Annotated in this window: 28 protein-coding genes; 3 read left to right on the forward strand and 25 right to left on the reverse strand. The window is 31.2% G+C overall.

What is annotated here, in order from left to right:
• Window positions 1-684: 684 nt before the first annotated feature.
• The 7 genes from G0Q09_RS04160 to G0Q09_RS04190 all read right to left on the reverse strand — a co-directional run bounded on the left by G0Q09_RS04160 (window position 685) and on the right by G0Q09_RS04190 (window position 7,302).
• Window positions 685-1,692 carry a homoserine O-acetyltransferase family protein gene (locus tag G0Q09_RS04160; RefSeq protein ID WP_219034068.1) on the reverse strand — a complete coding sequence of 336 codons (1,008 nt, stop codon included), beginning with the start codon at window positions 1,690-1,692 and terminating at the stop codon, window positions 685-687.
• Between the two features lie 30 nt (window positions 1,693-1,722).
• A complete protein-coding gene (locus G0Q09_RS04165; protein ID WP_219034069.1) occupies window positions 1,723-3,030 on the reverse strand; it encodes an O-acetylhomoserine aminocarboxypropyltransferase/cysteine synthase family protein in 1,308 nt (435 codons plus the stop codon).
• A gap of 446 nt (window positions 3,031-3,476) precedes the next feature.
• The gene (locus tag G0Q09_RS04170) at window positions 3,477-3,770 is read right to left on the reverse strand and encodes a F0F1 ATP synthase subunit delta/epsilon (protein ID WP_038336143.1); all 294 of its coding nucleotides are present in this window, start codon (window positions 3,768-3,770) and stop codon (window positions 3,477-3,479) included.
• Between the two features lie 85 nt (window positions 3,771-3,855).
• The gene (gene atpD, locus G0Q09_RS04175; RefSeq protein ID WP_114998651.1) at window positions 3,856-5,364 is read right to left on the reverse strand and encodes a F0F1 ATP synthase subunit beta; all 1,509 of its coding nucleotides are present in this window, start codon (window positions 5,362-5,364) and stop codon (window positions 3,856-3,858) included.
• A gap of 145 nt (window positions 5,365-5,509) precedes the next feature.
• Window positions 5,510-6,226 (reverse strand): GLPGLI family protein, encoded by a 717-nt coding sequence (locus tag G0Q09_RS04180; protein WP_114998649.1) that lies wholly within the window; start codon window positions 6,224-6,226, stop codon window positions 5,510-5,512.
• 5 nt (window positions 6,227-6,231) lie between these two features.
• A complete protein-coding gene (locus G0Q09_RS04185) occupies window positions 6,232-6,987 on the reverse strand; it encodes a GLPGLI family protein (RefSeq protein WP_114998647.1) in 756 nt (251 codons plus the stop codon).
• 69 nt (window positions 6,988-7,056) lie between these two features.
• On the reverse strand, window positions 7,057-7,302 hold the full coding sequence (locus tag G0Q09_RS04190) for a hypothetical protein (RefSeq protein ID WP_114998645.1): 246 nt from the start codon (window positions 7,300-7,302) through the stop codon (window positions 7,057-7,059).
• A gap of 170 nt (window positions 7,303-7,472) precedes the next feature.
• Between G0Q09_RS04190 and G0Q09_RS04195 the strand changes: the two genes are divergently transcribed.
• Entirely contained in the window at window positions 7,473-8,402 is a 930-nt protein-coding gene (locus tag G0Q09_RS04195; protein WP_219034070.1) for a bifunctional riboflavin kinase/FAD synthetase, read from the forward strand.
• Between the two features lie 36 nt (window positions 8,403-8,438).
• Here the strand turns inward: G0Q09_RS04195 and G0Q09_RS04200 are convergent, their stop codons facing one another.
• From G0Q09_RS04200 to G0Q09_RS04215, 4 genes are all read right to left on the reverse strand, one after another.
• Entirely contained in the window at window positions 8,439-9,476 is a 1,038-nt protein-coding gene (locus tag G0Q09_RS04200; protein ID WP_219034071.1) for a hypothetical protein, read from the reverse strand.
• Window positions 9,473-10,015 (reverse strand): RNA polymerase sigma factor, encoded by a 543-nt coding sequence (locus G0Q09_RS04205; RefSeq protein WP_038336150.1) that lies wholly within the window; start codon window positions 10,013-10,015, stop codon window positions 9,473-9,475. Before G0Q09_RS04205 ends, G0Q09_RS04200 begins: the two co-directional genes overlap by 4 nt.
• Window positions 10,016-10,168: 153 nt before the next feature.
• Complete coding sequence (locus G0Q09_RS04210) at window positions 10,169-11,164, reverse strand: aspartate-semialdehyde dehydrogenase (protein ID WP_219034072.1); 996 nt, start codon at window positions 11,162-11,164, stop codon at window positions 10,169-10,171.
• A gap of 257 nt (window positions 11,165-11,421) precedes the next feature.
• Window positions 11,422-11,832 carry a BrxA/BrxB family bacilliredoxin gene (locus G0Q09_RS04215; protein WP_038336154.1) on the reverse strand — a complete coding sequence of 137 codons (411 nt, stop codon included), beginning with the start codon at window positions 11,830-11,832 and terminating at the stop codon, window positions 11,422-11,424.
• A gap of 112 nt (window positions 11,833-11,944) precedes the next feature.
• Between G0Q09_RS04215 and rnpA the strand changes: the two genes are divergently transcribed.
• Window positions 11,945-12,325, forward strand: a complete 381-nt coding sequence (rnpA, locus tag G0Q09_RS04220) for a ribonuclease P protein component (protein WP_125350577.1) — start codon at window positions 11,945-11,947, stop codon at window positions 12,323-12,325.
• A gap of 44 nt (window positions 12,326-12,369) precedes the next feature.
• On the opposite strand, the gene G0Q09_RS04225 is transcribed toward rnpA, so the two are convergent.
• From G0Q09_RS04225 to G0Q09_RS04285, 14 genes are all read right to left on the reverse strand, one after another.
• Window positions 12,370-12,570: a hypothetical protein gene (locus tag G0Q09_RS04225; protein ID WP_125350576.1), complete on the reverse strand. Its 201-nt coding sequence runs from the start codon at window positions 12,568-12,570 to the stop codon at window positions 12,370-12,372.
• A 14-nt stretch (window positions 12,571-12,584) separates the two neighbouring features.
• Window positions 12,585-13,199, reverse strand: a complete 615-nt coding sequence (locus G0Q09_RS04230; protein ID WP_125350575.1) for a MarC family protein — start codon at window positions 13,197-13,199, stop codon at window positions 12,585-12,587.
• 84 nt (window positions 13,200-13,283) lie between these two features.
• Window positions 13,284-14,036 (reverse strand): LytR/AlgR family response regulator transcription factor, encoded by a 753-nt coding sequence (locus G0Q09_RS04235; protein WP_219034073.1) that lies wholly within the window; start codon window positions 14,034-14,036, stop codon window positions 13,284-13,286.
• 8 nt (window positions 14,037-14,044) lie between these two features.
• Window positions 14,045-14,365 (reverse strand): CPBP family glutamic-type intramembrane protease, encoded by a 321-nt coding sequence (locus G0Q09_RS14950; protein WP_257468054.1) that lies wholly within the window; start codon window positions 14,363-14,365, stop codon window positions 14,045-14,047.
• A 9-nt stretch (window positions 14,366-14,374) separates the two neighbouring features.
• On the reverse strand, window positions 14,375-14,767 hold the full coding sequence (locus G0Q09_RS14955) for a hypothetical protein (protein WP_257468055.1): 393 nt from the start codon (window positions 14,765-14,767) through the stop codon (window positions 14,375-14,377).
• Window positions 14,768-16,237 (reverse strand): histidine kinase, encoded by a 1,470-nt coding sequence (locus G0Q09_RS04245; protein ID WP_181816268.1) that lies wholly within the window; start codon window positions 16,235-16,237, stop codon window positions 14,768-14,770. It abuts the gene before it with no gap.
• Between the two features lie 117 nt (window positions 16,238-16,354).
• Window positions 16,355-16,984 (reverse strand): hypothetical protein, encoded by a 630-nt coding sequence (locus tag G0Q09_RS04250; RefSeq protein WP_052217862.1) that lies wholly within the window; start codon window positions 16,982-16,984, stop codon window positions 16,355-16,357.
• Between the two features lie 162 nt (window positions 16,985-17,146).
• Window positions 17,147-18,940, reverse strand: a complete 1,794-nt coding sequence (locus tag G0Q09_RS04255) for a BatD family protein (protein WP_125350571.1) — start codon at window positions 18,938-18,940, stop codon at window positions 17,147-17,149.
• Complete coding sequence (locus G0Q09_RS04260) at window positions 18,940-19,803, reverse strand: tetratricopeptide repeat protein (protein WP_219034074.1); 864 nt, start codon at window positions 19,801-19,803, stop codon at window positions 18,940-18,942. The genes G0Q09_RS04255 and G0Q09_RS04260 overlap by 1 nt, the downstream gene beginning before the upstream one ends.
• Before the next feature lie 17 nt (window positions 19,804-19,820).
• The gene (locus tag G0Q09_RS04265; RefSeq protein WP_219034075.1) at window positions 19,821-20,831 is read right to left on the reverse strand and encodes a vWA domain-containing protein; all 1,011 of its coding nucleotides are present in this window, start codon (window positions 20,829-20,831) and stop codon (window positions 19,821-19,823) included.
• Window positions 20,831-21,847, reverse strand: coding sequence for a vWA domain-containing protein (locus tag G0Q09_RS04270; RefSeq protein WP_219034076.1), 1,017 nt, complete (start codon window positions 21,845-21,847; stop codon window positions 20,831-20,833). The genes G0Q09_RS04265 and G0Q09_RS04270 overlap by 1 nt, the downstream gene beginning before the upstream one ends.
• A gap of 2 nt (window positions 21,848-21,849) precedes the next feature.
• On the reverse strand, window positions 21,850-22,815 hold the full coding sequence (locus G0Q09_RS04275) for a BatD family protein (RefSeq protein ID WP_219034077.1): 966 nt from the start codon (window positions 22,813-22,815) through the stop codon (window positions 21,850-21,852).
• A complete protein-coding gene (locus G0Q09_RS04280) occupies window positions 22,815-23,687 on the reverse strand; it encodes a DUF58 domain-containing protein (RefSeq protein ID WP_125350567.1) in 873 nt (290 codons plus the stop codon). Before G0Q09_RS04280 ends, G0Q09_RS04275 begins: the two co-directional genes overlap by 1 nt.
• A gap of 25 nt (window positions 23,688-23,712) precedes the next feature.
• On the reverse strand, window positions 23,713-24,714 hold the full coding sequence (locus G0Q09_RS04285; RefSeq protein ID WP_038336178.1) for an AAA family ATPase: 1,002 nt from the start codon (window positions 24,712-24,714) through the stop codon (window positions 23,713-23,715).
• A gap of 224 nt (window positions 24,715-24,938) precedes the next feature.
• Between G0Q09_RS04285 and G0Q09_RS04290 the strand changes: the two genes are divergently transcribed.
• Entirely contained in the window at window positions 24,939-25,544 is a 606-nt protein-coding gene (locus G0Q09_RS04290) for a hypothetical protein (protein ID WP_257468056.1), read from the forward strand.
• Window positions 25,545-25,695 lie beyond the last annotated feature (151 nt).

The raw sequence follows: 25,695 nt of genomic DNA on the forward strand, positions 1-25,695 counted from the left end.
GTAGTACCTGTTTTTTACAACTTCGAATTTCCTATAGCTCCATTATTCAAGGATTGACTTCGTTTTATTCGGCTATTTTTTCTTCTGTATATTTTATAATTTCAAATGAACTTCTCATCTTAGCAAAACCTCTCGGTATTTGCGGTTGCAAAGGTAATACTTATTTTTTAACTAACAAATTTTATTTCAAAATTTTTTAAAATTTTTATTTCAACAAGTCAATTTACTTTCACTTTCAAACTCCTTTCGGAATCGGTTTGCAAAGGTAAAACTTATTTCTAAACTCGCAAATTTATTTTAAATAAATTTTATCGCTATATAAGTCCTTATGTCAATTTCAATACTACTCGTCTTTCGTATTGAGATTGCAAATATACGCCTGCATTATTCGTTTTTCCAAACATAATTTACATTTATTTTACATTCTGTTCTTAAGTGATTGGTATGATGCAAAATATTTTTTGATTTTTTTTGATATGAGATGCTAGATAAGAGATTTTAGACGAGAAAAGCCCGTTTTTACCGCACAAAATGATTAGACGTTTTGCTTTTCTTGAACAAAAGAAAAGTAAAATGGATACTTTTGAAGGAACGACTCGGGAGAAATTCTACGAAGTAGAATCTATTTATAAATAAAAAAAGCTAGAATAAATCGAGCTTCATATAATTATTCATTTCATAATATTATACGAGATGTTCCAAAATTGTATTTAATTCTTGTAATTCTACCAAGAAACCATCGTGTCCAAAAATAGAATCTATTTCGATGAATTTTGCATTTGGAATATGATTCGCTATAAATTTTTGCTCACTTGGCGGAAATAATATATCCGAAGAAATTCCAATCACTAAAGTGTTCGAAGAAATCTGAGACAAAGATTTCTCTAAAGATTTTCTATTTCGAGCCAGATTTTGTGAATCCATGGCTTTCGAAAGTGTCCAATAAGAATGAGCATTGAATCTGTTTGCTAATTTTTCACCTTGATATTTTTGATAAGAAGACGCTTTGAAATCATTGTAAACAGAATCCTCGTCTTTTTGCTTCTGTTCATATATAATATAGGTACGATAAGACAACATCGCAATTGTACGAGCTGCAATCAATCCATTTCTTCCTCCAATCTCAGTTTTATCGTTAAAAGTTGCATCTGCCTCGATAGCTAAACGCTGCGATTCGTTGAACGCAATTCCCCATGGAGAATGTACCGCATTTGTCGCCAACAAAACCAAATTATCCACTTTAACTTGATCAAGTAACGTAAATTCTAACGCTTGTTGACCACCGAGTGAACCACCTATTAATAAATGAATAGTTGAAATTCCTAAATGATCTGCCAACAATTGGTGCGCATTTGCCATATCTTTTATCGTAATTGTAGGAAAATCTCGATAATAAGGCGAATTTGTTTCAGGATTTGTAGACAACGGATTTGTCGTTCCATAATTAGAACCAATCACATTGGCGCAAATAATAAAATGATCTTTTGGATTGAATAATTCATTTTCTCCAAAAAGACCAGCCCACCAATCAAAAACATCCGAGTTTGCCGTTAAAGCATGACAAACCCAGATGATATTATTTTTTTCGGGATTCAACGTTCCCGCTGTATGATAAGCAATGGTTAAATTTTCGAGAATTTGACCATTTTCTAATTGAAATGGCTTTGTATAATTATATTGATAAAAATTCACTGAATTAATTTATAGCTAATAATACTTTGTTTACTTAATTTTATCAAAAGCTCGTTGAAGATCATTTTTGATATCATCAATATATTCAATTCCGACAGAAAGACGCAATAAACCAGGAAAAACTCCAGCAGATTTTTGTTCATCATCGCTCAGTTGTTGATGAGTTGTTGCAGAAGGATGAATAATTAACGATTTTGCATCGCCAACATTTGCCAAATGACTAATCAATTCTAAACTATCAATAAATTGATTCGCTTTGTCTGCATCACCTTTAATTTGGAATGATAAAACAGCTCCGAAACCATTTTTCAAATATTTTTTTGCCAAATGATGACTTGGAGAAGTAATTAATCCAGGATAATTCACTTTTTCAACTTGCGGATGAAGTTCTAACCAACGCGCAATTTCTAACGTATTGTCCAAATGTTTCTGAACTCTTAACGACAACGTCTCTAAACCTTGTAACAATAAAAAAGAATTGAACGGTGAAATTGCTGGACCAAAATCGCGCAAACCTTCGACGCGGGCACGAATAATAAACTGAATATTACCAAAAGGACCATTCACTCCGAAAACATCGGAAAAAACTAAACCATGATAACCTTCTGATGGTTCAGAAAATTGTGGAAATCTACCATTACCCCAATCATAGTTTCCGCCATCCACGATAACTCCACCGATAGAAGTTCCGTGTCCTCCGATCCATTTTGTTGCAGATTCTACGACAACATTTGCTCCATGTTCTAAAGGTTTGAAAATATAACCGCCCGCACCAAACGTATTATCCACAATAAATGGAATGTTGTGTTTTTGTGCAATTGCAGCGATTGCTTCAAAATCTGGAACATTAAAACTCGGATTTCCTATCGTTTCTGCATAAATCGCTTTTGTATTTTCATCAATTAATGATTCAATTTTTGCTGGATCTGCATCTTCAGCAAAGCGAACATCAACACCTAAACGCTTAAAACCAACTCTGAATTGATTATATGTTCCGCCATAAAGATTAGAAGCCGAAACAAAATTATCTCCTGATTCTAAAATATTATTTAAAGCAATAAATTGTGCCGCTTGTCCCGATGAAACAGCTAATGCCGCAACACCACCTTCCAGCGCAGCAATACGTTTTTCGAAAACGTCGGTTGTTGGATTTTGAATTCTTGTGTAAATGTTACCAAATTCTTTCAAAGCAAATAAATTTGCTCCGTGTTCGGCATCATTAAATACATAAGAAGATGTTTGATAAATTGGAACAGCTCGAGAGCCTGTTGTTGGGTCTACTTCTTGACCTGCGTGTACTTGTAAAGTATCGAAATGTAATTGTTTTTCTGTTGACATAATAAAATTGTTTTGAATGTGACTACGATTAATAAATAGTAGGTAGGTTAGTTAGCTAAAATTAGCAGCTGCACATTCGAATTTTACTATTGATACAATTATAGATGCTGTGAAGCAGGACGCCGTGTCCAAAAGAATGTTTTTTAGAATTGTACTTCATCTTTAAAAATTATTCATTTCTAACTACACTTTGTAGTTTTATATTTTATGTGAAATTAGAATAATTTTCTAAATAATAAAATTTATAATTAGTTTTTAGAAAATAAATCTATAAAATTGATTTAAAAAGAATATTCATGCCAAAAAGTTAAAAATATTTCTTTCGAAATCTATAAAAAGGATTTAAACAGAATAAAATTTGAAGTAAAAAAGAGAATATTAAGTAGAAAACATAAAAAAAGGAGATCAAAATTGATCTCCTTTTAAGTTTTATGATAAAAAAGTAATTAGTTTGCTAAAACGATTACTTTATTATTGTTCATTTCTATTGTTCCTCCTTTGATATCTAACAATAATGTAGATTCATTAGATGGAGAACTATAAACTTTTCCAGATTGATTATCGAAATCTTCGAAAGTTTTTGTGTGAACTTTAATTTTGATTGTTCCTTCACCTAAAGTTGCAACGATAGGAGCGTGGTTATTTAATAACTGAAATTCACCATCTTTACCTGGTAAAGTAACAGCATCTACTTCTGCATCGAAAACTACGAATTCTGGCGTAATAATTTGTAAGTGCATAATCCTATTGTTTTTAAAAAAAAGAGTACTTAGCAACTTTCAAAAAGAAAAGAAACGTAAGCACTCTTTATATGGTTAAATTATATTATTTAGCTTCTGCTAACATTTTTTCTCCAGCTTCAATCGCTTCTTCGATTGTACCACGTAAGTTGAATGCAGCCTCAGGATATTGGTCAACTTCACCATCTAAGATCATGTTGAATCCTTTGATTGTATCTTTGATGTCTACTAAAACACCTGGGATACCTGTAAACTGTTCTGCAACGTGGAATGGTTGAGATAAGAAACGTTGGATACGACGTGCACGGTGTACAACTAATTTATCCTCTTCTGATAACTCTTCCATACCTAGAATCGCGATGATATCTTGTAAAGCATTGTAACGTTGTAAGATTTCTTTTACACGTTGTGCTGTTTCGTAATGTTCTTTACCAATAATTGCTGGTGATAAGATACGAGATGTAGAGTTCAATGGATCTACCGCTGGGTAAATACCTAATGAAGCAATTTTACGATCTAATACCGTTGTAGCATCTAAGTGCGCGAAAGTCGTAGCTGGCGCAGGGTCAGTTAAATCATCGGCAGGTACATATACTGCTTGTACAGATGTAATAGATCCGTTTTTAGTAGATGTAATACGCTCTTGCATAGCACCCATTTCAGTTGCTAATGTTGGCTGATAACCTACGGCTGATGGCATACGTCCTAATAAGGCAGAAACCTCAGAACCTGCTTGTGTAAAACGGAAGATATTATCTACGAAGAATAATACGTCACGTCCTTGACCTTGTCCATCTCCGTCACGGAAATATTCAGCTAATGTTAAACCTGTTAAAGCAACACGAGCACGTGCACCTGGAGGTTCATTCATTTGTCCGAAAACGAAAGCTGCTTTAGACTCTTTCATGTTTTCACTGTTTACTTTAGATAAATCCCAAGATCCACCTTCCATAGAGTGCATGAAATCTTCACCGTAATTAATTAATCCAGCTTCAATCATCTCACGCATTAAGTCATTACCTTCACGAGTACGCTCACCAACACCAGCGAATACAGATAAACCTCCGTGTCCTTTTGCGATGTTGTTCATCAACTCCTGAATTAATACTGTTTTACCTACTCCGGCACCACCAAATAAACCAATTTTACCACCTTTTACGTATGGCTCTACTAAGTCAATTACTTTAATACCTGTAAATAAAACTTCTGCAGATGTTGATAATTCTTCGAATTTTGGAGCTGGACGGTGAATTGGTAAACCGTTTTCTTTGTCTAAATTCCCTAAACCATCAATAGCATCTCCAACTACATTAAATACACGTCCTTTGATGTTTTCTCCGATAGGAACCATAATTGGTTTTCCTAAAGCGATAACTTCTTGACCTCTTTGTAAACCATCAGAACTATCCATTGCGATACAACGTACAGTATCTTCACCGATGTGTTGCTCGACTTCAAGAATTAATGTTTCTTTTCCTTGACGAGGAACCTCTAATGCATCATAAATATTTGGAAGGCCTTCTGCGTTATCAAAAATAACGTCAATTACAGGTCCAATAACCTGTGCAATCTTACCTTTCTTTTGATTTGCCATTATATGAAATGATTTAGTTTATTTTATTTGGGTGCAAAGGTAAGTTAAAAACATTGTATAATTTATATACTTTTTAAGATTTTTGTCATAATATTTTGATTAGTAATCAGAATATTATAAACAACGAACTTCTAAAACAAAAATATCAATCCTTATCAACTCCATTTCCGCCATACATTTCTTGTACTTTTTTCTGATAATCTTCATAAATCTTATCAAATTGTCCTCTCGAAATTGTTTTATCAGAAATATTATTGAAATAAGATTTTATTATTGAATCATCTTTAAGTGTTTCAATACTTTTCATTCTAACAATTCCTGTTGCTTCATTTTCATCTTTAGGTTTTATCAATATTTCTAATACTAATCCAGGAAAACCTACAAAATTACTAGGTCCGCATTTTGATTTTATACTTTTGGCAAACCACACTTCTGTATTATTTTTAGAAGTCTCCATCGTTGCTTTTGTCGCTTCAATACCATTTATCATTTTAGTTTCTCTATGCATCACCCATCTTTCACTTAACTTCAAAGGAGATTTTACTTTGTAATTTCTATTTTCGATATTCATATCTTGATAGACAGTCTTCTCTTTAGGATTCGTAACCACAAAATTTTGAATATAATTACCTATAGTCTCCACATTAGAATTACGCAAATTTTCTTTTTGTTTATAAACACACAAATCTTCTGTATTGATGAATAAATCATATAATTTTGGAGATTCGTAATCTTCTATAATCATCTCTGATAAATTTTTCTTATATTTTTCTGGTAAAAAACTTCTATTTTCATATTCAACTTTATAATTTTGACTGAAAACAGATGAAATCGGAATTAACAACATTAAGAGAGTCTTCATAATTATTAAAATATTTCTAAACTTTTATTACATGTATCACAGTTTTTGTCTAACTTAATATTTGGATTAGTTTTTCTAAGTTGATTTAGGATTTCTTCACTCTTCTGATTCTGTTTTACTTTATATTCTTGCATTGTAATACTTGAATTTAAATTAGTATTTTTAACAAAATCATCAAAATCAAAATGATCTTTTGATATTTTAACTGCATCTATTTTGAAAAAATTCTGATCATCATATACTTCTAAAATTATACCTGGTAAACCATTCATTTTCCATGGTCCAAAAGGATATTTTATTTTAGTAGAAAACCATGCTGTATAATTTCGTCCTCTAAAACTTGTTGATGCTTTTTGACATTTTTGATTTAAAATCATTTTTGTTTCATTTTCAATCTTCCAATTATGTTCAAAAACATCTCTAACTAAATAATTATCTTCATTGCTAATATAACTATTGATATAAAAATCTGTATTATTTTTATTAAAATAAAAAAGTTTTTGAGTTGCAGTTCTTTCCTTTGTAAGATTTATTTCACCATCAACTTTTTTAAGTTTAATAGTATCTTTTAATTCTTTATTTTCAATATATAGAGACTCTTTGTTATTAACATACAAATCATAATACTTAGCATTTACATTTTCAAAATTAAAGTTATCAAAATTTATTTTTTGAGTATATATAACATGATAATTCTGAGCATTTATCAAACTAAAACCTAAAAGAAAAATCAGAAAAAAATTATTTAATTTATTATTCATTTTTATTTTTTTTTATAAAAAAAACTCATTTTTAAAATGAGTTTTTTATTTTAAAATTTTATTTGATATCTAATGTTCTTCTTTTATTTCAACTATAACTTTTACAGCATCACATGGAATTTCTTGCCATTCAGTACATTCTTTTCTTTCATCAGAAACTAACCAACAAGTTCTTGTATAACAAGTTTTGTCTACAAGTTTATACTCAATTATATAAGTTTTTTCAAAAGTTTCGCTTGACTCTTTCTTTTCTAAATTATTTGCCAGAGTAAAAGAGCTTACTAATAAAGTAGCTAATAAGAATAAGTTTTTCATAATTAATGTTTTTAATGTTAATACTTACTCGAATTTAATAATTGAATTTAATAATTCCAAATTTATTTTAATCTTTTTATCTAATAATCAATAAATTAGAACTAACCTTGTTAAAAAATAAAATTGTCAATCGATTTGAAAGCCTTAAATTTGTAGCAAATCATATATTAGTGAACGTTTATCAATCCTTAGAAGAAATCAAACCTATCAAACGTCCCGTCCTTACTTTGGGCATGTTTGATGGTGTACACATTGGACATCAATCTATTCTAAAACAACTCAATACAATTGCAAAGGAAATTGATGGAGAAAGCGTTTTGATTACTTTTAATCCACATCCCAGAATGGTTTTACAGCCAAATTGTGATCTTAAATTTTTGAACACTTTAGAGGAAAAAGAAAATGTTTTACGTCAATTTGGATTAGAACATTTGATTATTCAAGCGTTTACAAAAGATTTTTCACAAGTAACTTCTGTCGAATTTGTCAAGAATTTATTGGTTGATAAAATCAATATTGATACGTTAGTCATTGGTTACGATCATCATTTCGGGAAAAATAGAGAAGGAAATTTCGAGCAATTACAAGTTTTTTCGAAAGAATATGGTTTCAATTTGATTCAATTGCAAGCTGTCGAAGAAAATGATGTGGCGGTGAGTTCTACAAAAATTAGAAATGCACTTATCGAAGGAAATATCGCATATGCGAACAAAGCGTTAAACTATCATTATCCACTTTCTGGAGAAGTTGTTCATGGTGATAAAATTGGGCGTACACTTGGTTTTCCTACCGCTAATTTACAAGTTGATCCTAATAAATTGATTCCAAAAGATGGCGTTTATGCGGTTGATGTTTTTGTAGATAATCAAAAATATTTAGGTTTATTAAGTATCGGATTTCGAGAAACGGTTACCAATTCTCGCGAACATCGAGTAGAAGTGAATATATTGGATTTTGATCGAGAAATTTATGGAGAAACAATTTGCCTTGAATTTTTAGGACATTTGCGAGATGAAAAGAAATTTGACTCGTTAGATGATTTAATCATCGCGATGAATCAAGACAAAGAAAATGCAATAAAATTATATGGAAATAATTAAAAAAAGGTTCGCTAAAAGCGAACCTTTTTTTAATCTCTATTTATTATAATATTTAAATATTTCTTTTTTATTTTTTTCCAAAACTCCCAAAAGCGTTGCATCAACCTTTGGTTCGTTTGTTGTTAAAACAATTTTATCATTTACTTTTTCGAATGTAATGACAAGATTATTCGTTGTACTTTCAAACGAAATTTTATTTTTTGATTTCTTTTGTAATTTAAAATTAGTACGTAGAATATCCGATTTTACTGTAAACTTTAAAGGTTTATAAACAATTGCATATTTGTCAATTTCAGATTTTTTTGGCGAAACTTCCACCACTGAAGCTGTTTCTAATGATGCATTCGCAGTACGTTCTTCTGCAACAACTTTCATTTTCATCACATCAGAAGTGTCTTTTAATTTAGCATTTTGTCTACTTACACCATTTGTCACCACCACTCCATAAGTTTTTCCAGCTAACTTATCCGAAATGACTGAATCTTTTGTATAGCCAAAATTTTGACTACTTGCTTTAGTATATTGTCCTTCTTTTTCTATCGAATCTAAAACCTTAGAACGAGCTTCCATGGCTTGCGGTGCTGATAAAGTAACTGGAGCATTTGGAGCAGAAGCTTTAGATAGTTGAGGAAAATATCCTTCGTCATCAATTGCGCCAGCAGAATGTCCTTCAATTACTTTATAAACAGGCTCTTTTTTAACTTTATCATTCTTTACTATTTCTAGAGGTTTTTCCAAATCTTTATCTTTCGATTCTAAAATAACTATTTCTTCTTGTTCAGTAGGTGATTGCTCAATAACTGGGGCATTTGTTTTGACAATTTCAAGTAAATTTTCTCTATTTTCAGTATTAATATTCTCGATAAAAAGTACAAAGTAAGGAATCGCAATCAACGCGAAAACTGCAGCAGAAAACCATACACTTGAAACAAATTCGCGAATAGGTTTCTTTTTCTTTTCCTCGTTCTGCAAACCAGATTCAATACGTTTCCACACCAAATCTCTCGGCTTTTCGCCGACAGTTTCGGTACTTCTTGATCGAAATAAATCTTCTATTGGATCGTTTGTGTTCACGATAAACTTGATTTTATATTTTCATTCTTACTTAACATTTCCTTCAATTTCGTCTTCGCTAAATTAAGTTGCGATTTCGATGTTCCTTCTGTAATGCCCAAGCTTTCGGCAATTTCTTTGTGTTTATACCCCTCAATAACGTAGAGGGTAAACACGAGACGACAGCCTTCGGGTAAATAATCGAGGAGTTTCATCACATCATCTTCTTCGATTTGTTGTGAAGCTTCTTGGTTAGATGAAATGGAAGAGGAGTAATCGTCAACATTGAGATGAAAAATTTTATTTTTCCGCAACTCCATCAAACATTCATTAATCATAATTCTTCGCATCCATCCTTCAAAACTTCCTTCGAACGAATAATTCTCAAGATTCTGAAAAATTTTCAAGAATCCTTTTACCAACGCATCTTCCGCTTGTTGTATATCGGTAAAATAACGTTTACAAACCGCAAAAAATCGCGCATCATATTTTTCATAAAGCAGCCGCTGTGCTTTCGAATCATTGCTGATACAAGCTTTTATGAGTTGTTTTTCGTCCAAAATACTTTTTCTTTCTTATTATTTAGATGCGAAAATTACGCTTATGGTTGCTTTGATAGCGTAAAATATTTGTTAAAGTTCTGAAAACTTATTCATTAAACATAAAAAAAGTCGCTACAAGAGCGACTTTATATTCATTTTTAATTGAATTTTTTATCCTACTAAATTATGTTTTACTAGATATTCAGCAATTTGAACTGCATTTGTAGCTGCACCTTTGCGTAAATTATCTGCAACAATCCAACAATTTAATGCATTTTGTTGAGACAAATCACGACGTATACGTCCTACAAAAACATCGTCTTTTCCTTCTGAATAGAAAGCCATTGGATAAGTATTTGTGTCTGGATTATCTTGTACTGTTACACCTTCCTGTTCTGCTAATAATTTGCGAACTTCGGCTAAATCAAAATCATTCTCAAATTCAATATTCACCGACTCCGAATGTCCTCCTTGCACAGGAACACGAACCGCAGTAGCAGTGATATTCATTTCGTCCACACGCATAATTTTACGAGGCTCACGCGTTAATTTCAATTCTTCTTTTGTATAACCTGTTTCTTCATCAAAAACATCACAATGAGGCAATGCATTTTTGAAGATTTGATATGGATAAACTTTCGCAACATCACGTCCTTCAATTTCTCCATTCAATTGTTCAACTGCATCTTTACCAGTTCCTGTAACCGATTGATACGTAGAAACAACAACACGTTTAATTCCATATTTTTTATGCAAAGGATTTAACACCATTACCAACTGAATTGTAGAACAGTTAGGATTTGCGATAATTTTATCATTTGTTGTTAAAATATCTGCATTGATTTCTGGTACAATCAACGGACGATCTGGATCCATTCTCCAAGCCGATGAATTGTCAATTACAGTTGTTCCGACTTCTGCAAACTTAGGCGCCCACTGTTTGGAAGTTTCTCCACCTGCTGAAAAGATTGCGATATCAGCTCGCATTTCTACAGCATCCTGCATTGATACAATTTTGTATTCTTTTCCTTTGTATTCAATAGTTTTTCCTATTGATCTTTCTGATGCTACTGGTATAATTTCAGTGATTGGAAAATTTCTTTCTTCCAAAACTTGGAGCATAACTCTGCCGACCATTCCGGTAGCGCCTACGACTGCTATTCTCATTTGTTTATTAAATAATATATTAAAAAATTTCGAATTGCTAATTTACAGATTATTTTGATACATTTTTCTCTATTTCATAGGTTTAGCAATCAATTTGATATGATATATTTTATGTTATGATGTTAATTCAGGTTTTTAAACTTTTCCTCGAATTAAAATTTATAAAACTCTTTTTTATAAGAATTTTGAACACAAAAAAAGTGGAACAAATTGCTCCACTTTTTAAAATATTTTTGAAATAACCTTCAAATTTAGTCTTAAGCAAACTCGTTGTAAGCTGCTTTTAAGTTTTCTGCGATAGCTGCTGCAGAGTGTCCTTCGATGTGGTGACGCTCTAACATATGTACTAATTCACCATCTTTGAATAAAGCAACAGCTGGAGAACTTGGAGGAAATGGAGCAAAAAACTCACGTGCTTTTGCTACAGCATCTTTATCAAATCCTGCGAAAACTGTTGTTAAATGTGTAGGAACTTTATCATTATCTAATGACATTACAACTCCTGGTCTTGCAGCACCTGCAGCACAACCACAAACACTATTTACCATTACCAAAGTTGTTCCTTCTTGTTTGATTGCTGCTTCTACTTGTTCTGGAGTAGTTAAATCTTCAAAACCATTAGAAGTCAACTGAGCCTTCATCGGCATTACTATTTCTGCTGGATACATATTGTTCTTTTTTTGTTTTAAATAAAAATAAATTATTTTCAAAGTTACATAATTCTAAAACTTTTTAGAATACTTACTTTTGCAGTTACAAATTTACGTAGAATTTAGCAATATGAAATTGACTTTTGGTAAGAATGAGAAACTTAAAAGCAGAAAAGCATTCGATGAATTGTTTTCTGATGGAAAAACATTTGTTTCTCATCCGATTAGATTTGTCTACAAAATCAAACCGAAAGCGGATTACAATATAAGAGTAGGAGTAAGTGTTGGAAAGAAAAAATTCAAACACGCGGTTGATCGAAATTTATTGAAACGTCGTGCTAAAGAAGCTTACAGATTGAATAAATTGTTACTTGAACCTAATGAAAATTATTCGGTTGATTTGGTGATGATTTATACTTCTACAAAACATCAACCTTTTGAGGTGATAGAACAATCTGTCAAAACTTTATTAGAAAAATTAAACGAAGCGATACAAACAAAAAAAGATTAATCCTAGGATTAATCTTTTTCATTTATTATAAGTTGTAAAACTGTTTATTTCTTAAGATTTGCTTGCAATCTGAAAAAACTAAAGTATACAGATACTAAAATTAATCCACAAACTGATGCTCCAATTCCTAAAACGCTACGAAAGTTTTCTTCAGCCATAAAACCAGCTTTATAATCCATCTCATATAGGTTGTAACCTAAACCTATCAACAAAACGATTGTCGCGATATAAATATATGTTTTCATTAGATAATGAATTTTTAAATTTTAATTTCATTCATAAACAATGCACCGATATTTGACGTAAATAATTTGATTGCGATTGACAATAAAATTACTCCAAATACTTTTTTCAGTACCGATAAAACGCCAGGTCCCATCCATTTTTCGAGTTTTCCTGCGAATTTCAGCACCAAATATACGATTAACATATTTAATATAATCGCTATCACAATGTTAATATCTGCAAACTGCGAACGAAGCGAAAGTACAGTTGTCAACGATCCCGCACCCGCAACTAACGGAAACGCAATAGGAACGATGGATGCAGAGTTAGATTCGACTCCTTTCTGGATCTCAATTCCTAAAATCATTTCAATAGCGATGATAAAAATCACAAATGCACCAGCCACAGCAAATGACTGAACATCAACACCAACTAATTTCAAAATTTTTGTTCCGAAAAACAAAAACGAAATCATCATAATTCCTGCTGCAATCGAGGCTTTTTCGGACTGAATATGTCCAACTTTGCTCCGAATTCCTACAATAATTGGAATACTTCCTAAAATATCGATAACTGCAAAAAGTACGGCGAAAGTTGTTCCGATTTGATTGAAAGAGAATTTCTGAAAAAATGATATTATATTTTCCATTCGTATTTAGTTATAATTAATTGGTTGATGCAAAAATAGAAGTTTTTATGAACAATTTTTCATAAAAAAGCAATAAATCAATTCTTAATCCAACCAATTCTTAAAATCTGCCACTTTTTCGCGACTCACAATCATATCTTGTTCGTTGTAAGTATTTAAAATTATTTTTAATCTAGAATTAGAATACATTGTAATTTCTTTAATCGAATCGATTTGGATGATTTGACTACGATTAATTCTAAAAAACTTTTTCGGGTCGATTTGTTCTTCCACTTTATCCAACGAAAAATCTACCAAATAATTTCGGTTTTCTTTTGTATGAATATACGTTGCTTTGTTTTCGCTAAAAAAACATTCGATATTATCGATTTCTATAATTTTGATTGATGTTCCTATTTTAATCGAAAAACGTTCTTTAAATTTTTCTGTTTGATTATTCGAAAAAAGACTTTTCAATTCATTTAGATTGAAACTTGAAGATGCTTGCTGAAATTGTCTTTCAAATTTTTCAATAGCAAACTTCAATTCCTCTTCATCAACAGGTTTCAACAAATAATCAACCGAGTTTAGTTTAAACGCTTTCAATACATATTCGTCATAAGCAGTCGTAAAAATAATCGCAGACGAAACATCTACTTGATTAAAAATCTCAAATGATAACCCATCTGATAACTGAATATCCAGAAAAATTAAATCAGGATTTGGATTCGTTTTCAACCACGCTACACTTTCTTCTACAGAGTGCAACATTTCGTGTATTTGATAACCCAATTTTTCTACACGTCGCTTTAATAAACGCGCTGCAGGCTTTTCATCTTCTATAATTAGTATTTTCATAGTTTTTTTTAAGTTAATTCACGAATCGGTTTTCTTTCAAAAATTTTGTTCCAAACAAATAATAAAGCAAGTATAATGACAAAAATGATCAATGTTGCAAGATTTGTCTTAGCCATTAAAGCGTGAATTGTAGCTGGAACGATAATCGATTTTGTTCGAATTGTTGAAAAAGTTAATACAAAAGAAAAAACAATGCACAATAACATAAAAATTCCAAAACCTCCAAACTGATCGAAATCTTTAAAAATAAATAAGTGCCAAACTGCCCAAAATATTCCCGTTATAATGCTTTTTATTATCCAAAATATATTGCCTAAAGCATCATTCAAATAACCTCGTCAAGTATATTCTTCCATTATATCATAAAGCAACGTCACAGAAATAAAAATCGCTGCCCACAAATGTTTATTAATTCCATAATCATTACTTATCCCATAAATTGAATAACCAATGATTAGTATAAATGGAAAAATCAATGTTTTTAAACTTTCTTTTCCCAAAAGAGAAACTTCTTTTTTAATCTTAGAGAATTTATAGAAAAGTAAACTAATCAAAAAAATAATCAACCCATGATTCATATTCCAAGGCAGTTGAAAATCTACTAAACCTCCAAAAATCAATTGTAAAAAATTAGGACATTTACGAATCAGAAAAGTTCCTATCAATATCAATCCATAAAAAATGATTATTCTAATCCAATTTGTTTGCTTTATTTGACTTATAAAATTCATTTACTGCCACTTTTTATTTTGCTCTTTTTCCAAGATTTCTTTGGCTTTATTTTCTTCCCAACCAGAACCATACGCAAAAACTTTGACAGCATTTAATGCAACTCCCAATCCCCAACCTAAAACTGGCCAATAAAACCACCAATGTCCATTACTTGTAACTAAATTCAGAATAAAAAAGAATAAACTCATTACAACATAAGTTCCTAAATGTGCATAAAACTTTTTCAATTCTTTTGCGCGTTCTATTGCACGTAAATAAGCCTGTTGTTCGTCAAAATTTTGTGTGTTCATAGTTGTATTTTTTTGTGTTAATATGGGAAGTTCTACACGAAATAGTTGTTCATTTTTTTCGATGTTCACTTCTCGGTTAGAAATTAATTGATAACGATTAATAATATTTTTCAGCCCAATTCCTATCGAATCTTTAATGGTTTCTTTTGGTTGGAAAGAATTTTCAATTATCAAATAATTATCTTTTTTATAAATTTTAATTTTCAAAGGTTTTTGATCAGATACAATATTGTGTTTAATCGTATTTTCTAATAAAATCTGCAAAGAAAGTGGTACAATAAATTCGGTTTCAGAGAAAGTTATTTGTTCAATTTCGAAATCGATGCTATTTTCAAATCTTAATTTTAGAAGGTTGACATAGGTTTTTGCAAAATTTATTTCTTCTTGAATCGACACAACTTCTTTGTCTTTTTGTTCTAAAACATATCGATAAATCTTAGAAAGCGATGTTGTAAAATCTATCGCATTATCTGGATTTTCTTCAATCAAACCAGTTAAAACATTCAAACTATTGAATAAAAAATGTGGGTCTAATTGATTTTTTAAAGTTTCGAATTGTGCCGTTGCTGTTTCTGCTTTTGTTGATTCTATGACAATTTTACGTTCTAATTTATTTTTTTTTCGATCGATAATAAAGAATAAAAACAAAAAGAAAACCGTGATAACTGCAACTAAAAGATAATTGATCGATTGATCGTAAAAAATATATTTCTGCAAAAGGAGATTCGCAAACTCCACGAATACATAATACAATACCAACGTATAAATAATAGAACGTAAAAAATACTTTCTTAAAACTTTTTCTGGTTTAGGCGAATCTGGTACATCTGTTCTATATTCATTAAAAACGCTTGTATTCACAAAAGATGCTGCAACACTGAACGAAAAATATCCGATAAAATATTTGATAGCTTCTGGATGAAAAAATTGATTGAATGATACATTTGGAGATGTAAAAAATATCACGCTATAAATCAAAACATTGATTACAAATAGAATCAAAATATTACGAACAATTAACTTTTTGTCAGAAACAATAATTCCCTCAATGAATTTGTAAACAATAAATCCTAAGGCTATAAATTTCGTAGAATGACCAACTAATTTACCTAACTCAAAAGATGATGTTATAGGATATACCGATTCACTTTCATTTAAAATATATATAAATAATATCAATGAAATTAGAATAGAAAAAATTGTTATTAATCTTTTATTATATGGTTCCATATCAAGCAATCAAATTAATTAACCAAAAAATAATTTCGTGAATAAATTGTGCAACTAAAGCTATCATTATAGTACGTTTTTACATTCGTTATTCAACAAGGCTTCGGCACGATCTTTTCCCCATATCGGTTCATTATTCTTTGGCTTTTCAGTATCGAATAAAGCTAAAGATTTTTTTACATTTTTACAATCTTGTGTAATATCCATTCCGCTATATTTTGCAGCATTGATATTGAACTCAGCCAAACCTAAAACAGAACGCGGATTAGTAGGGTTTAACATCAACGATTTTTGATAGATTTGTACTACTTCTGGATAATAAATTGCTCCATTTTGCATTGGATTCTGCACAATTTCTGCTGTTAAATACAAGGCTTTTAAATTGAGAATTTCTACATTTAATGGATTATTTCTGACTAAATCATCGATTTGAGTTTTTACATTCAAAAGAATTTCTTCATTTTTAGTAATATCTTTTGATTCGAACGTTTTCAAAACTTCAGAAAAAGTCAAGTAATATTTAGGCAACCATTCATTTGGATAATCATTTATTAATTGCTTAAAATTAGCTTCAGAAGAATGATTTCCTTTGTTCCATTCCGTTAAAGTTTTATTCATATCTGATTCAAAATTCTTTTGTGCAAAAGTTGATACAGTGAATAAAATTGCGATTGTTAAGAAAACTGTTTTTATCATTTATGTTTTTTTATTTGTTGAGTCAAAGTTCTTACAAACACTTCTTGTTTGAAATTATATGTTACCGAATTGTCAATTTTTGAGGATGAGTTGTAAGAGCAAAAATAAAAGGGACAACTCAAAACTGAGATTGTCCCTTTTACTATCTAAAAAACTTGAAATTTATTTTCGTAATAATTCTTCGGAAATATTTTGCGTAGCTTCGAAAACTTCTTCTAAATTTTGATGCAAACCACCAAAGGCATATTTAGCTTGTCGTGCGTTGTTCAGCAACAATTTCCATTGTTCTACGGCTAATTCACTCACACCATTTTCAATCAATTTATTTGCAATCACCTCGTCAGAAAAATGAGCTAAATCTGTATTCGTTTTTAATAGCGCGGCATTACACAAAATATTTTCTTGTAATTGATAAAAATCTTTTTGGTCTTCAACGTTTATTTTTTGCTTCAACTCATCTAATTCAGCAGAAATTTGACTCGAATTTATCGTTGGTTTTTCAACCAAAGTAAACTTTTGGGTTTCTGTTTTTGGTTGGTATGATTCAAAATTATTTTGCTCGTTAAGAGGTTTTATTTTTGGTTCAATTTTTTGTTTTTGTGTCGGGTTATTTTTCTTTCTCATCAAAAATAAACTTCCAGCACTCAATGCAATTACACCACCAGTTAACCACAACCAACCGCTTTTTCCTTCTTTCACATCGTTCGTCATTTCTTCTATTTTATCAGAAATTGTCGAATCTGGTGAATTAGAAGCCACAGCCGTTGCAGAAGAAGTTTTAGAACCTGAAACAGACAAATTAATCGAATCTGATTTCAAGGTTACATATTTCTCTTTAACAGGATCGAAATAACAAAATTCTACAGGCGAAATCGTATATTCTCCTCCAAAATTTGGGACAAGAACTGTTTGCTCAGCAACTTTTCCTTTCATTCCTGTATCATAGGTTTTATATGCATCGCGTTTTTTCGGTGCGAATTTTTCTAAATTTTTTGGCGTCGTAATTTCAGGTAAATTAATCGTATTAAAGTTTCCTGTTCCAATAATTTCAACATCAAAATTTACACTTTCATTGGTTGTAACTTCTTTTTTATCAACCGAAGCGTTCATTTTAAATTGACCAACTGCACCGCTAAAATTCTTTGGCTTTCCTTCTTCTGGAAGTGCTTTTGCATTAATCACAACTGGATTACTACGCACTTCTACAGGCTCCGCTCCATACGTTGTTGGCAACACCACATCTACCGAAAACGGATCGATTTCTATCTTTCCTGGTTTTTGAGGAAAAACATAATAACGTGCAATTTCTTCGGAGAAATATTGTTTTCCTCCAACAATTTCTTGCTTGATATTTTCGGGAGAGCTTTTTACAATTTTTGGGCTTAATCCGTCTAAATTTCCTTGACGAAAGTTTTGTTTACGATTAAGATAAGATAAATCTTTTACGTATAATTTTACTGATAAACCAACTTGTTCGTTTACATAAGGATTCGTTTTCGAAACTTTACTTTGTAGAAAAACAGGCTGCGAAGTATTACTTCTAAAATTATTGTGCGTCAATCCTGTTCCTTTCACTACAACATCGACAGGTTTTGATGTATAGGTTTTTCCATTAATCACAATCTTAGCAGCTCCAATGCGATATTTACCCTCTTTTTCAGCAACAAAAGCAAGGATAATTCCTTCTTCTATCACTCCTTTTCCATTCACATAAGAAACATTTTGCGAGTGTTGTTCACCTACAATTTGTAATCCATTATGTGGAGGATATTTCATTGGTTGATCAATCGAATAACTATCTGTATTAGATTCGATAAAAAAGCCCACGCTAAATGCTTCTCCTAAACTGACCTGTGTTTTATCTGCATCAGATTTAAAAGAAATTTGTTGTGCTAACGCTGTGATAGACGTTAAGGCAAACACTAAAAAGCTATTTAAAACGCTTGTCGTTGTCATTACCAATCCTTAGATGTTGTTGTTCGTTGTTTTTCTGCTTTTTGTTGAATAATTTTTCGTTGGGTTTTGGCTTCCTGATTTTGCAATGCTTTTAGCAAACCGTCTCCCAAATTATTCTTTGCATTATCTTGTTCTTTTCCGTCTCCATTATTTCCTTGTTTGATTTCTGGAGATTGATTATTTCCTTGTCCTTTATTGTTTCCATTTTCACCACCAACTTTCGGGTTTCCTCCTTGATTTTGCTGTTTCTGCTGATCAGATTGTTGTTGTTGAGATTGATTCTGATTCTGATTTTGCTTTTGGTTATTTTGGTTTTGTTGATTCTGTTTATTTTGCTGCTGTTGTTGTTTTTGCTGATTATTTTGATCTTGTTTGTTTTGATCTTTATTATCCTTATTATTTTGATCTTTTTGTTTCTCACGTTCTTTTTCTAACATTTTTTTTGCTAATGCATAGTTGTAACGTGTTGCATCATCTTTTGGATCATTTCGTAAGGCTTGTTTGTAATTATCAACAGCATTTTGATAATCTTTTTCCTGCATAAAAGCATTTCCTAAATTGTGATAAGCCAAATGTTTATCATTATTCGTTTTAGATACTTCAGCAGAACGTTTGTAATGCGCTATACTTTCTTTGTAACGTTTTTGTTGAAATAAAGCATTTCCTAAATTGTAATTTGCTTTGACAGAAGTTGGATCTTCCATGGTAGCTTTCTTGTAGGCAACTTCTGCATTATCAAATTTTCCTTTTTGATAATACTCGTTTCCTTCAATAATGTAGCTTTTCGCTTTCGATTGACTATAACCAAAAACGGATAAAAGCATTATTCCTAAAAATCCTATTTGTTTTAAAAAGTACATCATTTTACCATACAAACTTACTATTTCTTTTTGTTAAAAATCTTATATTCAGATGTTAATAATTCCACAAAAAGTAAACAAACCGCAACCGCTAAAAACCACTGATAAATATGATTCATATCTCTTGTTGTAGAGTTAGCAATTTCGTTTTTATCTAATCGGGCTTTATACATTGATAATGCGGATAATGCATCTTGCGTATTATCCAAATGAATGTAAGTTCCGTTTGTATCTTGTGCCAATTTGCGAAGATTTTTATCTTCTAATTTTGTAATAACTATAGAACCTGTTTCGTCCTTTTTATAGTCTTCGGCGTAGCCATTGTAATACATCGGAATTGGAGCTCCTTTATCTGTTCCAACACCAACTGATACAATATGAATTCCGTTATCTTTTGCTATTTTAGAAGCTTGATTAACTGTATTTTCGTTGTCTTCTCCATCCGAAATTAACACAATTAATCTACTTGTATTCGCCGATCCTTTGAATGTTTTTGCAGCTTCCTGAATCGCATTTAAGTAATTTGTTCCTTGACTCGAAATTAACTCAGTATTAACATTTTGCAAATAACTTTCGATTGCAGCATAATCATTTGTCAATGGAGAAATCGTGTAAGCATTCGCTGCAAACGCAACCAAAGAAGCTCTATCTCCTCCTAATTGATGTAATGTTTCTGTAATTAATTTTGTTGCTTTTTCTAATCGCGAAGGAGCAACATCTTGTGCATTCATCGAACTTGATAAATCTAACAAGAAAACCATATCAATTCCTTCGCGCTTTACTTGCACATCTCGTTCACCATAAAGTGGATCCATCAATGCAATTACCATTAAAAATAAAGCCACACAAAATGCAATGATTTTGAAACCATAACGCTTTGAAGAAGTGATTGGAAAAACAAATGGAAACAGTTCTTTATCTGCAAATGTTTTCTTTACACGTTCGCGCCATTGAAATACTGTTATCGATAGAAAAATAACGACAAACAATAAAATCATCAACCAAATATTATGTAATTCTCCCCACTGCATTAGATTAATTCTTTAAAAACGGTTCTTCGTAAAATGGCTTCTAATACCAAAATAATGAATGCAGGCAATAAGAATCGTGCAAACAATTCGGTATAATTATAATATTTGACTTCGTTAATCTCTGTTTTTTCAAGTTTATCAATTTCGTTATAAATGTTTTTCAAACTTTCATTGTTTGTTGCACGGAAATATAAACCTCCCGTTTTATCAGCAATTTGTTCTAACAATTTTTCATCAATTTGTACAGGACGCATATCAAAAACATAATCACCTAACATATCGTAACCATAAGGCATAGGTGCCATTCCGTTTGTCCCAATACCGATTGTATATACTTTAATTCCCTTTTCAGCTGCAATATCAGCAGCTTGTCTTGGCGAAACATACATTAAATCTCCAGAAGGATTTACACTTTCAACACCATCTGTAATCAAAATAACTACTTTAGATTTTGCCTTACTATTTTTGAGATGATTAACAGCTGTTGCTAAACCAACTCCAATTGCTGTTCCATCAGCTAAACTACCTGAATGTAACATTTCGATTTCTTGCGTCAAAACATCACGATCTGTTGTTAATGGAACACGTGTCAAAGCTTCTCCAGAATATTCGACCAAACCAACTCTGTCCGTTTTTCTTCCAATTGAAAAGTCTTTTGCAACTTCTTTTAACGCTGTTAAACGATCTGGTTTCAAATCGCGTGCTAACATACTCAACGAAGTATCTACAGTCAATAAAATATCAACTCCTTCGTCCGATTTTACTTTTGTTGTAACATCTACATAACGTGGACGAGCCAAGGCAACAATGCACAAAGCCATTGCGATAATTCGCATCAAAAATAAAAGTGGTTTGTACGTCGCTAACGAACTTTTTGCACCTCCAAATGCTTTGAGCGAAGGTAATTTTAAGGATGCTTTTTTCTGGCTCGTTTTGCGAATTTCTCTGAAAATAAAGAAAGGCAAAGCAAGCAATAAGAGTAAGATCCAAGGATTTTGAAACTCAAAATTTAGCATTCCTAATTGTTATTAAACTGTTTATATTTTTCTCCCGTCACTTGATCTTTTTTCAAATCTTCGTTCTCCGGAATTTCTAATGGTTTTACACGATCTACAAATTCATCTACCCAATTTCGATGCGAAATATTTGTTGGTTCATCAAATTCTTGTTTGGCGAATTTTACCAAATCAGCATCGAACAAAAATTGTTTAAATTTCTGTACATCTTCTGGTAAAACATCTGGTTTTGTCGCAACATATTTTACTAAATCATCCGACAAAATTTCTAATGCAGAAAAGTTATAAATACGTCCTAAATATCGTCTTACAATAAATGATAATTGCGTGTAATATTCTTTTTGTTCGCCTCGTTTCAAATATTTCTTGGCATCCAACGCTTTTAAACTTGCTTTCGCTTCGTCATAAGGCGTTTTGTACGAATCTTTGCCAGATAATTTCGATTTTGCGCGAACATATAATACAACCAAAACAATTCCGATGATAAATAAAATCAACGCAATAATGCCGTACAACCAATATTTATTCCAATAATCTCCAATAGAATATTCTTCTTCCATCACAGGTTTTATCTGGAAAATTGCATTTTTCGTTGTATCAATTGCAATATCTTGAATATCAATTTCGAGTTGTTTTGTTGTTAAATCTTTTCCATTTTTCTGAATGATAAATGATGGAATATTAAATTTCCCTGCATCATATCCAGTCAATTCTAAATGTTGAACAATTTCAGATTTTCCATCCGTTTTTACAGTGTCAATTTTTTGACCTAAAACTTCGATGTGATGATTAATTGAATCTGAAATCGTAGGAAAAACAACTTTATCTCCTTCTTTGTAATCAATTTTTACTTCATATTGGATTGGCTCGCCAATTTTGATTGTCGTGCGATCCAATTTTGGCGTAATTTCTTGCGCAAACGAAAATTGAAGGATAAAAAAACTTACTAAAAGCAATAAATTCTTCATTAGGCTTTATGACTTTTAAAGTAGTTTAACAATGGGCGAACATAATCTTCGTCGGTACGAATACTGATTGCGCCTGAATGATTTTTTTTGAAAATAGATTGATAACGTTGATCTAAATCGCGATAATATTGCGCATATTGTTGACGCAATTTCTTCGATGAAGTATCAATCAAGCGGATTTCACCTGTTTCGTTATCTTGCACATGAACCAAACCTACATCTGGAAAAGATTGTTCTTTTTCATCATAAACTCTAATTCCAGTCACATCATGTTTTTTTGCCACGATTCGCAATGCTTTTTCATAATCAGACGAATCAATAAAATCTGAAAGAATAAAAACATTTGATTTTCGGCGAACCAAATTCATAAATGTTTCCAAAGTCTCTGCTAAATCAGTTTTCTTACTTTTTGGCTCATACGAAACAATTTCTCTCACCAAACGCAACACATGTTGTTTTCCTTTTTTGGGTGGAATAAATTTCTCCACTTGATCCGAATATAATATCAAACCAACTTTATCATTATAGGTAATTGCCGAAAAAGCCAATGTAGCGCTCAATTCAGCAATCGTTTCCATTTTAATTTGTTTTCGTGTTCCAAAGTTTTCAGAATTCGAAACATCAACCAATAAAAACATGGTTAATTCTCGTTCTTCTTCAAAAACTTTTACATAAGGTTCGCTATATCGAGCCGTTTTATTCCAATCGATATTACGAACGTCATCACCGTATTGATAAGGACGAATTTCACTAAAAATCATACCTCTTCCTTTGAATGAACTGTGATATTCACCCATAAAAAGGTTGCTCGCTTTACGCTTGCTTTTTAGCTCAATACGTTTTACACGTTTGATGATTTCTTTTGCATCCAAAGTTTAAATGATTTTGAATAGTGGTTTAAGGAACTGGAACAACATTAAGAATATTGTCTATAATTTCTTCTGGCGTAACATTTTCTGCTTCTGCTTCGTAGCTAATTCCGATACGGTGACGCAACACATCTTTTGCCATTGCACGTACATCGTCTGGAATAACATAAGCGCGTTTACGTAAAAATGCATACACTTTAGAAGCTTGTGCCAAATTGATTGATCCACGAGGTGAAGAACCAAACGAAATCATTGGAACCAATTTTTCTAATCCAACTTTTTCTGGAAAACGAGTTGCGAAAATAATATCCAAAATATATTTTTCAATTTTTTCGTCCATATAAACTTGTTTCACCATTTCGCGCGCATCCAACAATTCTTGAATAGAAATTACTTTCTCAATTTTTGGAAAAGATTGATTAATCGAATTTCTTAAAATCAAACGTTCTGCTTCAAATTCCGGATAAGTAATTACAGTTTTCAACATAAAACGGTCAACTTGCGCTTCTGGCAAAGGATAAGTTCCTTCTTGTTCCACTGGATTTTGAGTTGCCAAAACCAAGAAAGGTTTTTGTAACGGATACGTTTCATCACCAATTGTTACTTGACGCTCTTGCATTGCTTCTAACAAGGCAGATTGTACTTTTGCAGGCGAACGGTTAATCTCATCAGCTAAAACAAAATTGGCGAATATTGGTCCTTTTTTGATTCTAAAATCGTTTTCTTTTACATTATAAATAAGTGTTCCCACAACATCGGCAGGTAACAAATCTGGTGTAAATTGTATACGAGAAAAAGATCCATCAACAGCATCAGATAATGTTTTAATCGCCAATGTTTTTGCTAATCCAGGAACACCTTCTAATAAAACGTGTCCATTTCCAAGTAATCCGATTAATAGACTTTCAATCATTTTTTCTTGTCCAATAATCGCTTTATTTATTTCCGATGTCAACCTTGCAATGCTTTCGCTTTTTGCTTCTATTTGTTGGTTTAGTTGTTGTATATCCAAAATTTCGTTGAAATTAATGTTTATATTATTGATTCAAATTTCCTCTAAAATTAACAAATACAATTGATTTAGAAATTAAAACTTTCATACAATATTGTTAAACTTTGTTAAGACAAAAGTAGTGTACCAAACGTTTTGATTATTATTTTCAGTAAAATTTTTCCAAGACTTACAAACTATTTATAAACAATAAACGTTTCCAAATAATATTTATATTTTTACTGAAATCTATTAAAACTATTATGAAAAACTATTTATTATTAATCATTATTGTATTCGGTTCTAACATTTATGCTCAAAAAGAGAAAGTAAAATCTGGTACTGTTGATTTCTTAAAAGGACAATCTAAAATGAAAGTTATTTTTGACTATTCAAATCTAAAAATTAATGCAGATAGCATTACAGAAGCAGAATATGTTAAAAAAAAGATTGTTGATCTAAATGGCAAAAATGCTGGAAATGGAGATATTTGGAATGATAAATGGACTGGTGCAAAAGAGTCTATCTGGGAACCAAAATTTATGGAGTTATTAACTAAATATGGTGCAAAATCTACTGGAATTTCATTCTCTGAAAACGCTACAAATGCTCCTTACACAATGATTGTTAAAGTTGATTGGATTTATCCAGGTTGGGATGCATTTGTAATGAAACAAGCTGCAAAAGTATCTACTACTATTTCTATTGTTGATTCTAATAATTTTGAAGATAAAAAATTTGTTGTCAATTATAAAGAAGCTCCAGGAACTCAATTCGGTAATAATTATAGTGATGAATCGAGAATTGGAGAAGGATTCGCAAAAACTGCTAAAACTTTTTCTAAAATGTTAGAGAAAAAAATAAAATAATCTTTCAAAAAAAATACATCAAAATCCATTCTTTATCGAATGGATTTTTTTATTCAATAAATTTGACAATTTTGTTAAAAATTTTAATAAATCTTTTATTTCACCGCTACTTAACACTCGTTTACCTCAATATTTTTGACGTCTTTTTTTT

Source organism: Empedobacter falsenii (assembly GCF_019308355.1).
In the GTDB taxonomy this organism is placed as follows: Bacteria; Bacteroidota; Bacteroidia; order Flavobacteriales; family Weeksellaceae; genus Empedobacter; species Empedobacter falsenii_B.

Excerpts from the sequence above, each read along its gene's own strand:
- G0Q09_RS04165 (WP_219034069.1), bottom strand. The coding sequence starts at position 3,030 with ATGTCAACAGAAAAACAATTACATTTCGATACTTTACAAGTACACGCA.
- G0Q09_RS04170 (WP_038336143.1), bottom strand. The coding sequence starts at position 3,770 with ATGCACTTACAAATTATTACGCCAGAATTCGTAGTTTTCGATGCAGAA.
- atpD (WP_114998651.1), bottom strand. The coding sequence starts at position 5,364 with ATGGCAAATCAAAAGAAAGGTAAGATTGCACAGGTTATTGGACCTGTA.
- G0Q09_RS04180 (WP_114998649.1), bottom strand. The coding sequence starts at position 6,226 with ATGAAGACTCTCTTAATGTTGTTAATTCCGATTTCATCTGTTTTCAGT.
- G0Q09_RS04185 (WP_114998647.1), bottom strand. The coding sequence starts at position 6,987 with ATGAATAATAAATTAAATAATTTTTTTCTGATTTTTCTTTTAGGTTTT.
- G0Q09_RS04190 (WP_114998645.1), bottom strand. The coding sequence starts at position 7,302 with ATGAAAAACTTATTCTTATTAGCTACTTTATTAGTAAGCTCTTTTACT.
- G0Q09_RS04210 (WP_219034072.1), bottom strand. The coding sequence starts at position 11,164 with ATGAGAATAGCAGTCGTAGGCGCTACCGGAATGGTCGGCAGAGTTATG.
- G0Q09_RS04215 (WP_038336154.1), bottom strand. The coding sequence starts at position 11,832 with ATGTATCCAGCAGAAATAGTAATGCCGATGAAGGCTCAGTTGACTTCT.
- rnpA (WP_125350577.1), top strand. The coding sequence starts at position 11,945 with ATGAAATTGACTTTTGGTAAGAATGAGAAACTTAAAAGCAGAAAAGCA.
- G0Q09_RS04225 (WP_125350576.1), bottom strand. The coding sequence starts at position 12,570 with ATGAAAACATATATTTATATCGCGACAATCGTTTTGTTGATAGGTTTA.
- G0Q09_RS04230 (WP_125350575.1), bottom strand. The coding sequence starts at position 13,199 with ATGGAAAATATAATATCATTTTTTCAGAAATTCTCTTTCAATCAAATC.
- G0Q09_RS04235 (WP_219034073.1), bottom strand. The coding sequence starts at position 14,036 with ATGAAAATACTAATTATAGAAGATGAAAAGCCTGCAGCGCGTTTATTA.
- G0Q09_RS14955 (WP_257468055.1), bottom strand. The coding sequence starts at position 14,767 with ATGAATTTTATAAGTCAAATAAAGCAAACAAATTGGATTAGAATAATC.
- G0Q09_RS04250 (WP_052217862.1), bottom strand. The coding sequence starts at position 16,984 with ATGATAAAAACAGTTTTCTTAACAATCGCAATTTTATTCACTGTATCA.
- G0Q09_RS04255 (WP_125350571.1), bottom strand. The coding sequence starts at position 18,940 with ATGACAACGACAAGCGTTTTAAATAGCTTTTTAGTGTTTGCCTTAACG.
- G0Q09_RS04260 (WP_219034074.1), bottom strand. The coding sequence starts at position 19,803 with ATGATGTACTTTTTAAAACAAATAGGATTTTTAGGAATAATGCTTTTA.
- G0Q09_RS04265 (WP_219034075.1), bottom strand. The coding sequence starts at position 20,831 with ATGCAGTGGGGAGAATTACATAATATTTGGTTGATGATTTTATTGTTT.
- G0Q09_RS04270 (WP_219034076.1), bottom strand. The coding sequence starts at position 21,847 with ATGCTAAATTTTGAGTTTCAAAATCCTTGGATCTTACTCTTATTGCTT.
- G0Q09_RS04275 (WP_219034077.1), bottom strand. The coding sequence starts at position 22,815 with ATGAAGAATTTATTGCTTTTAGTAAGTTTTTTTATCCTTCAATTTTCG.
- G0Q09_RS04290 (WP_257468056.1), top strand. The coding sequence starts at position 24,939 with ATGAAAAACTATTTATTATTAATCATTATTGTATTCGGTTCTAACATT.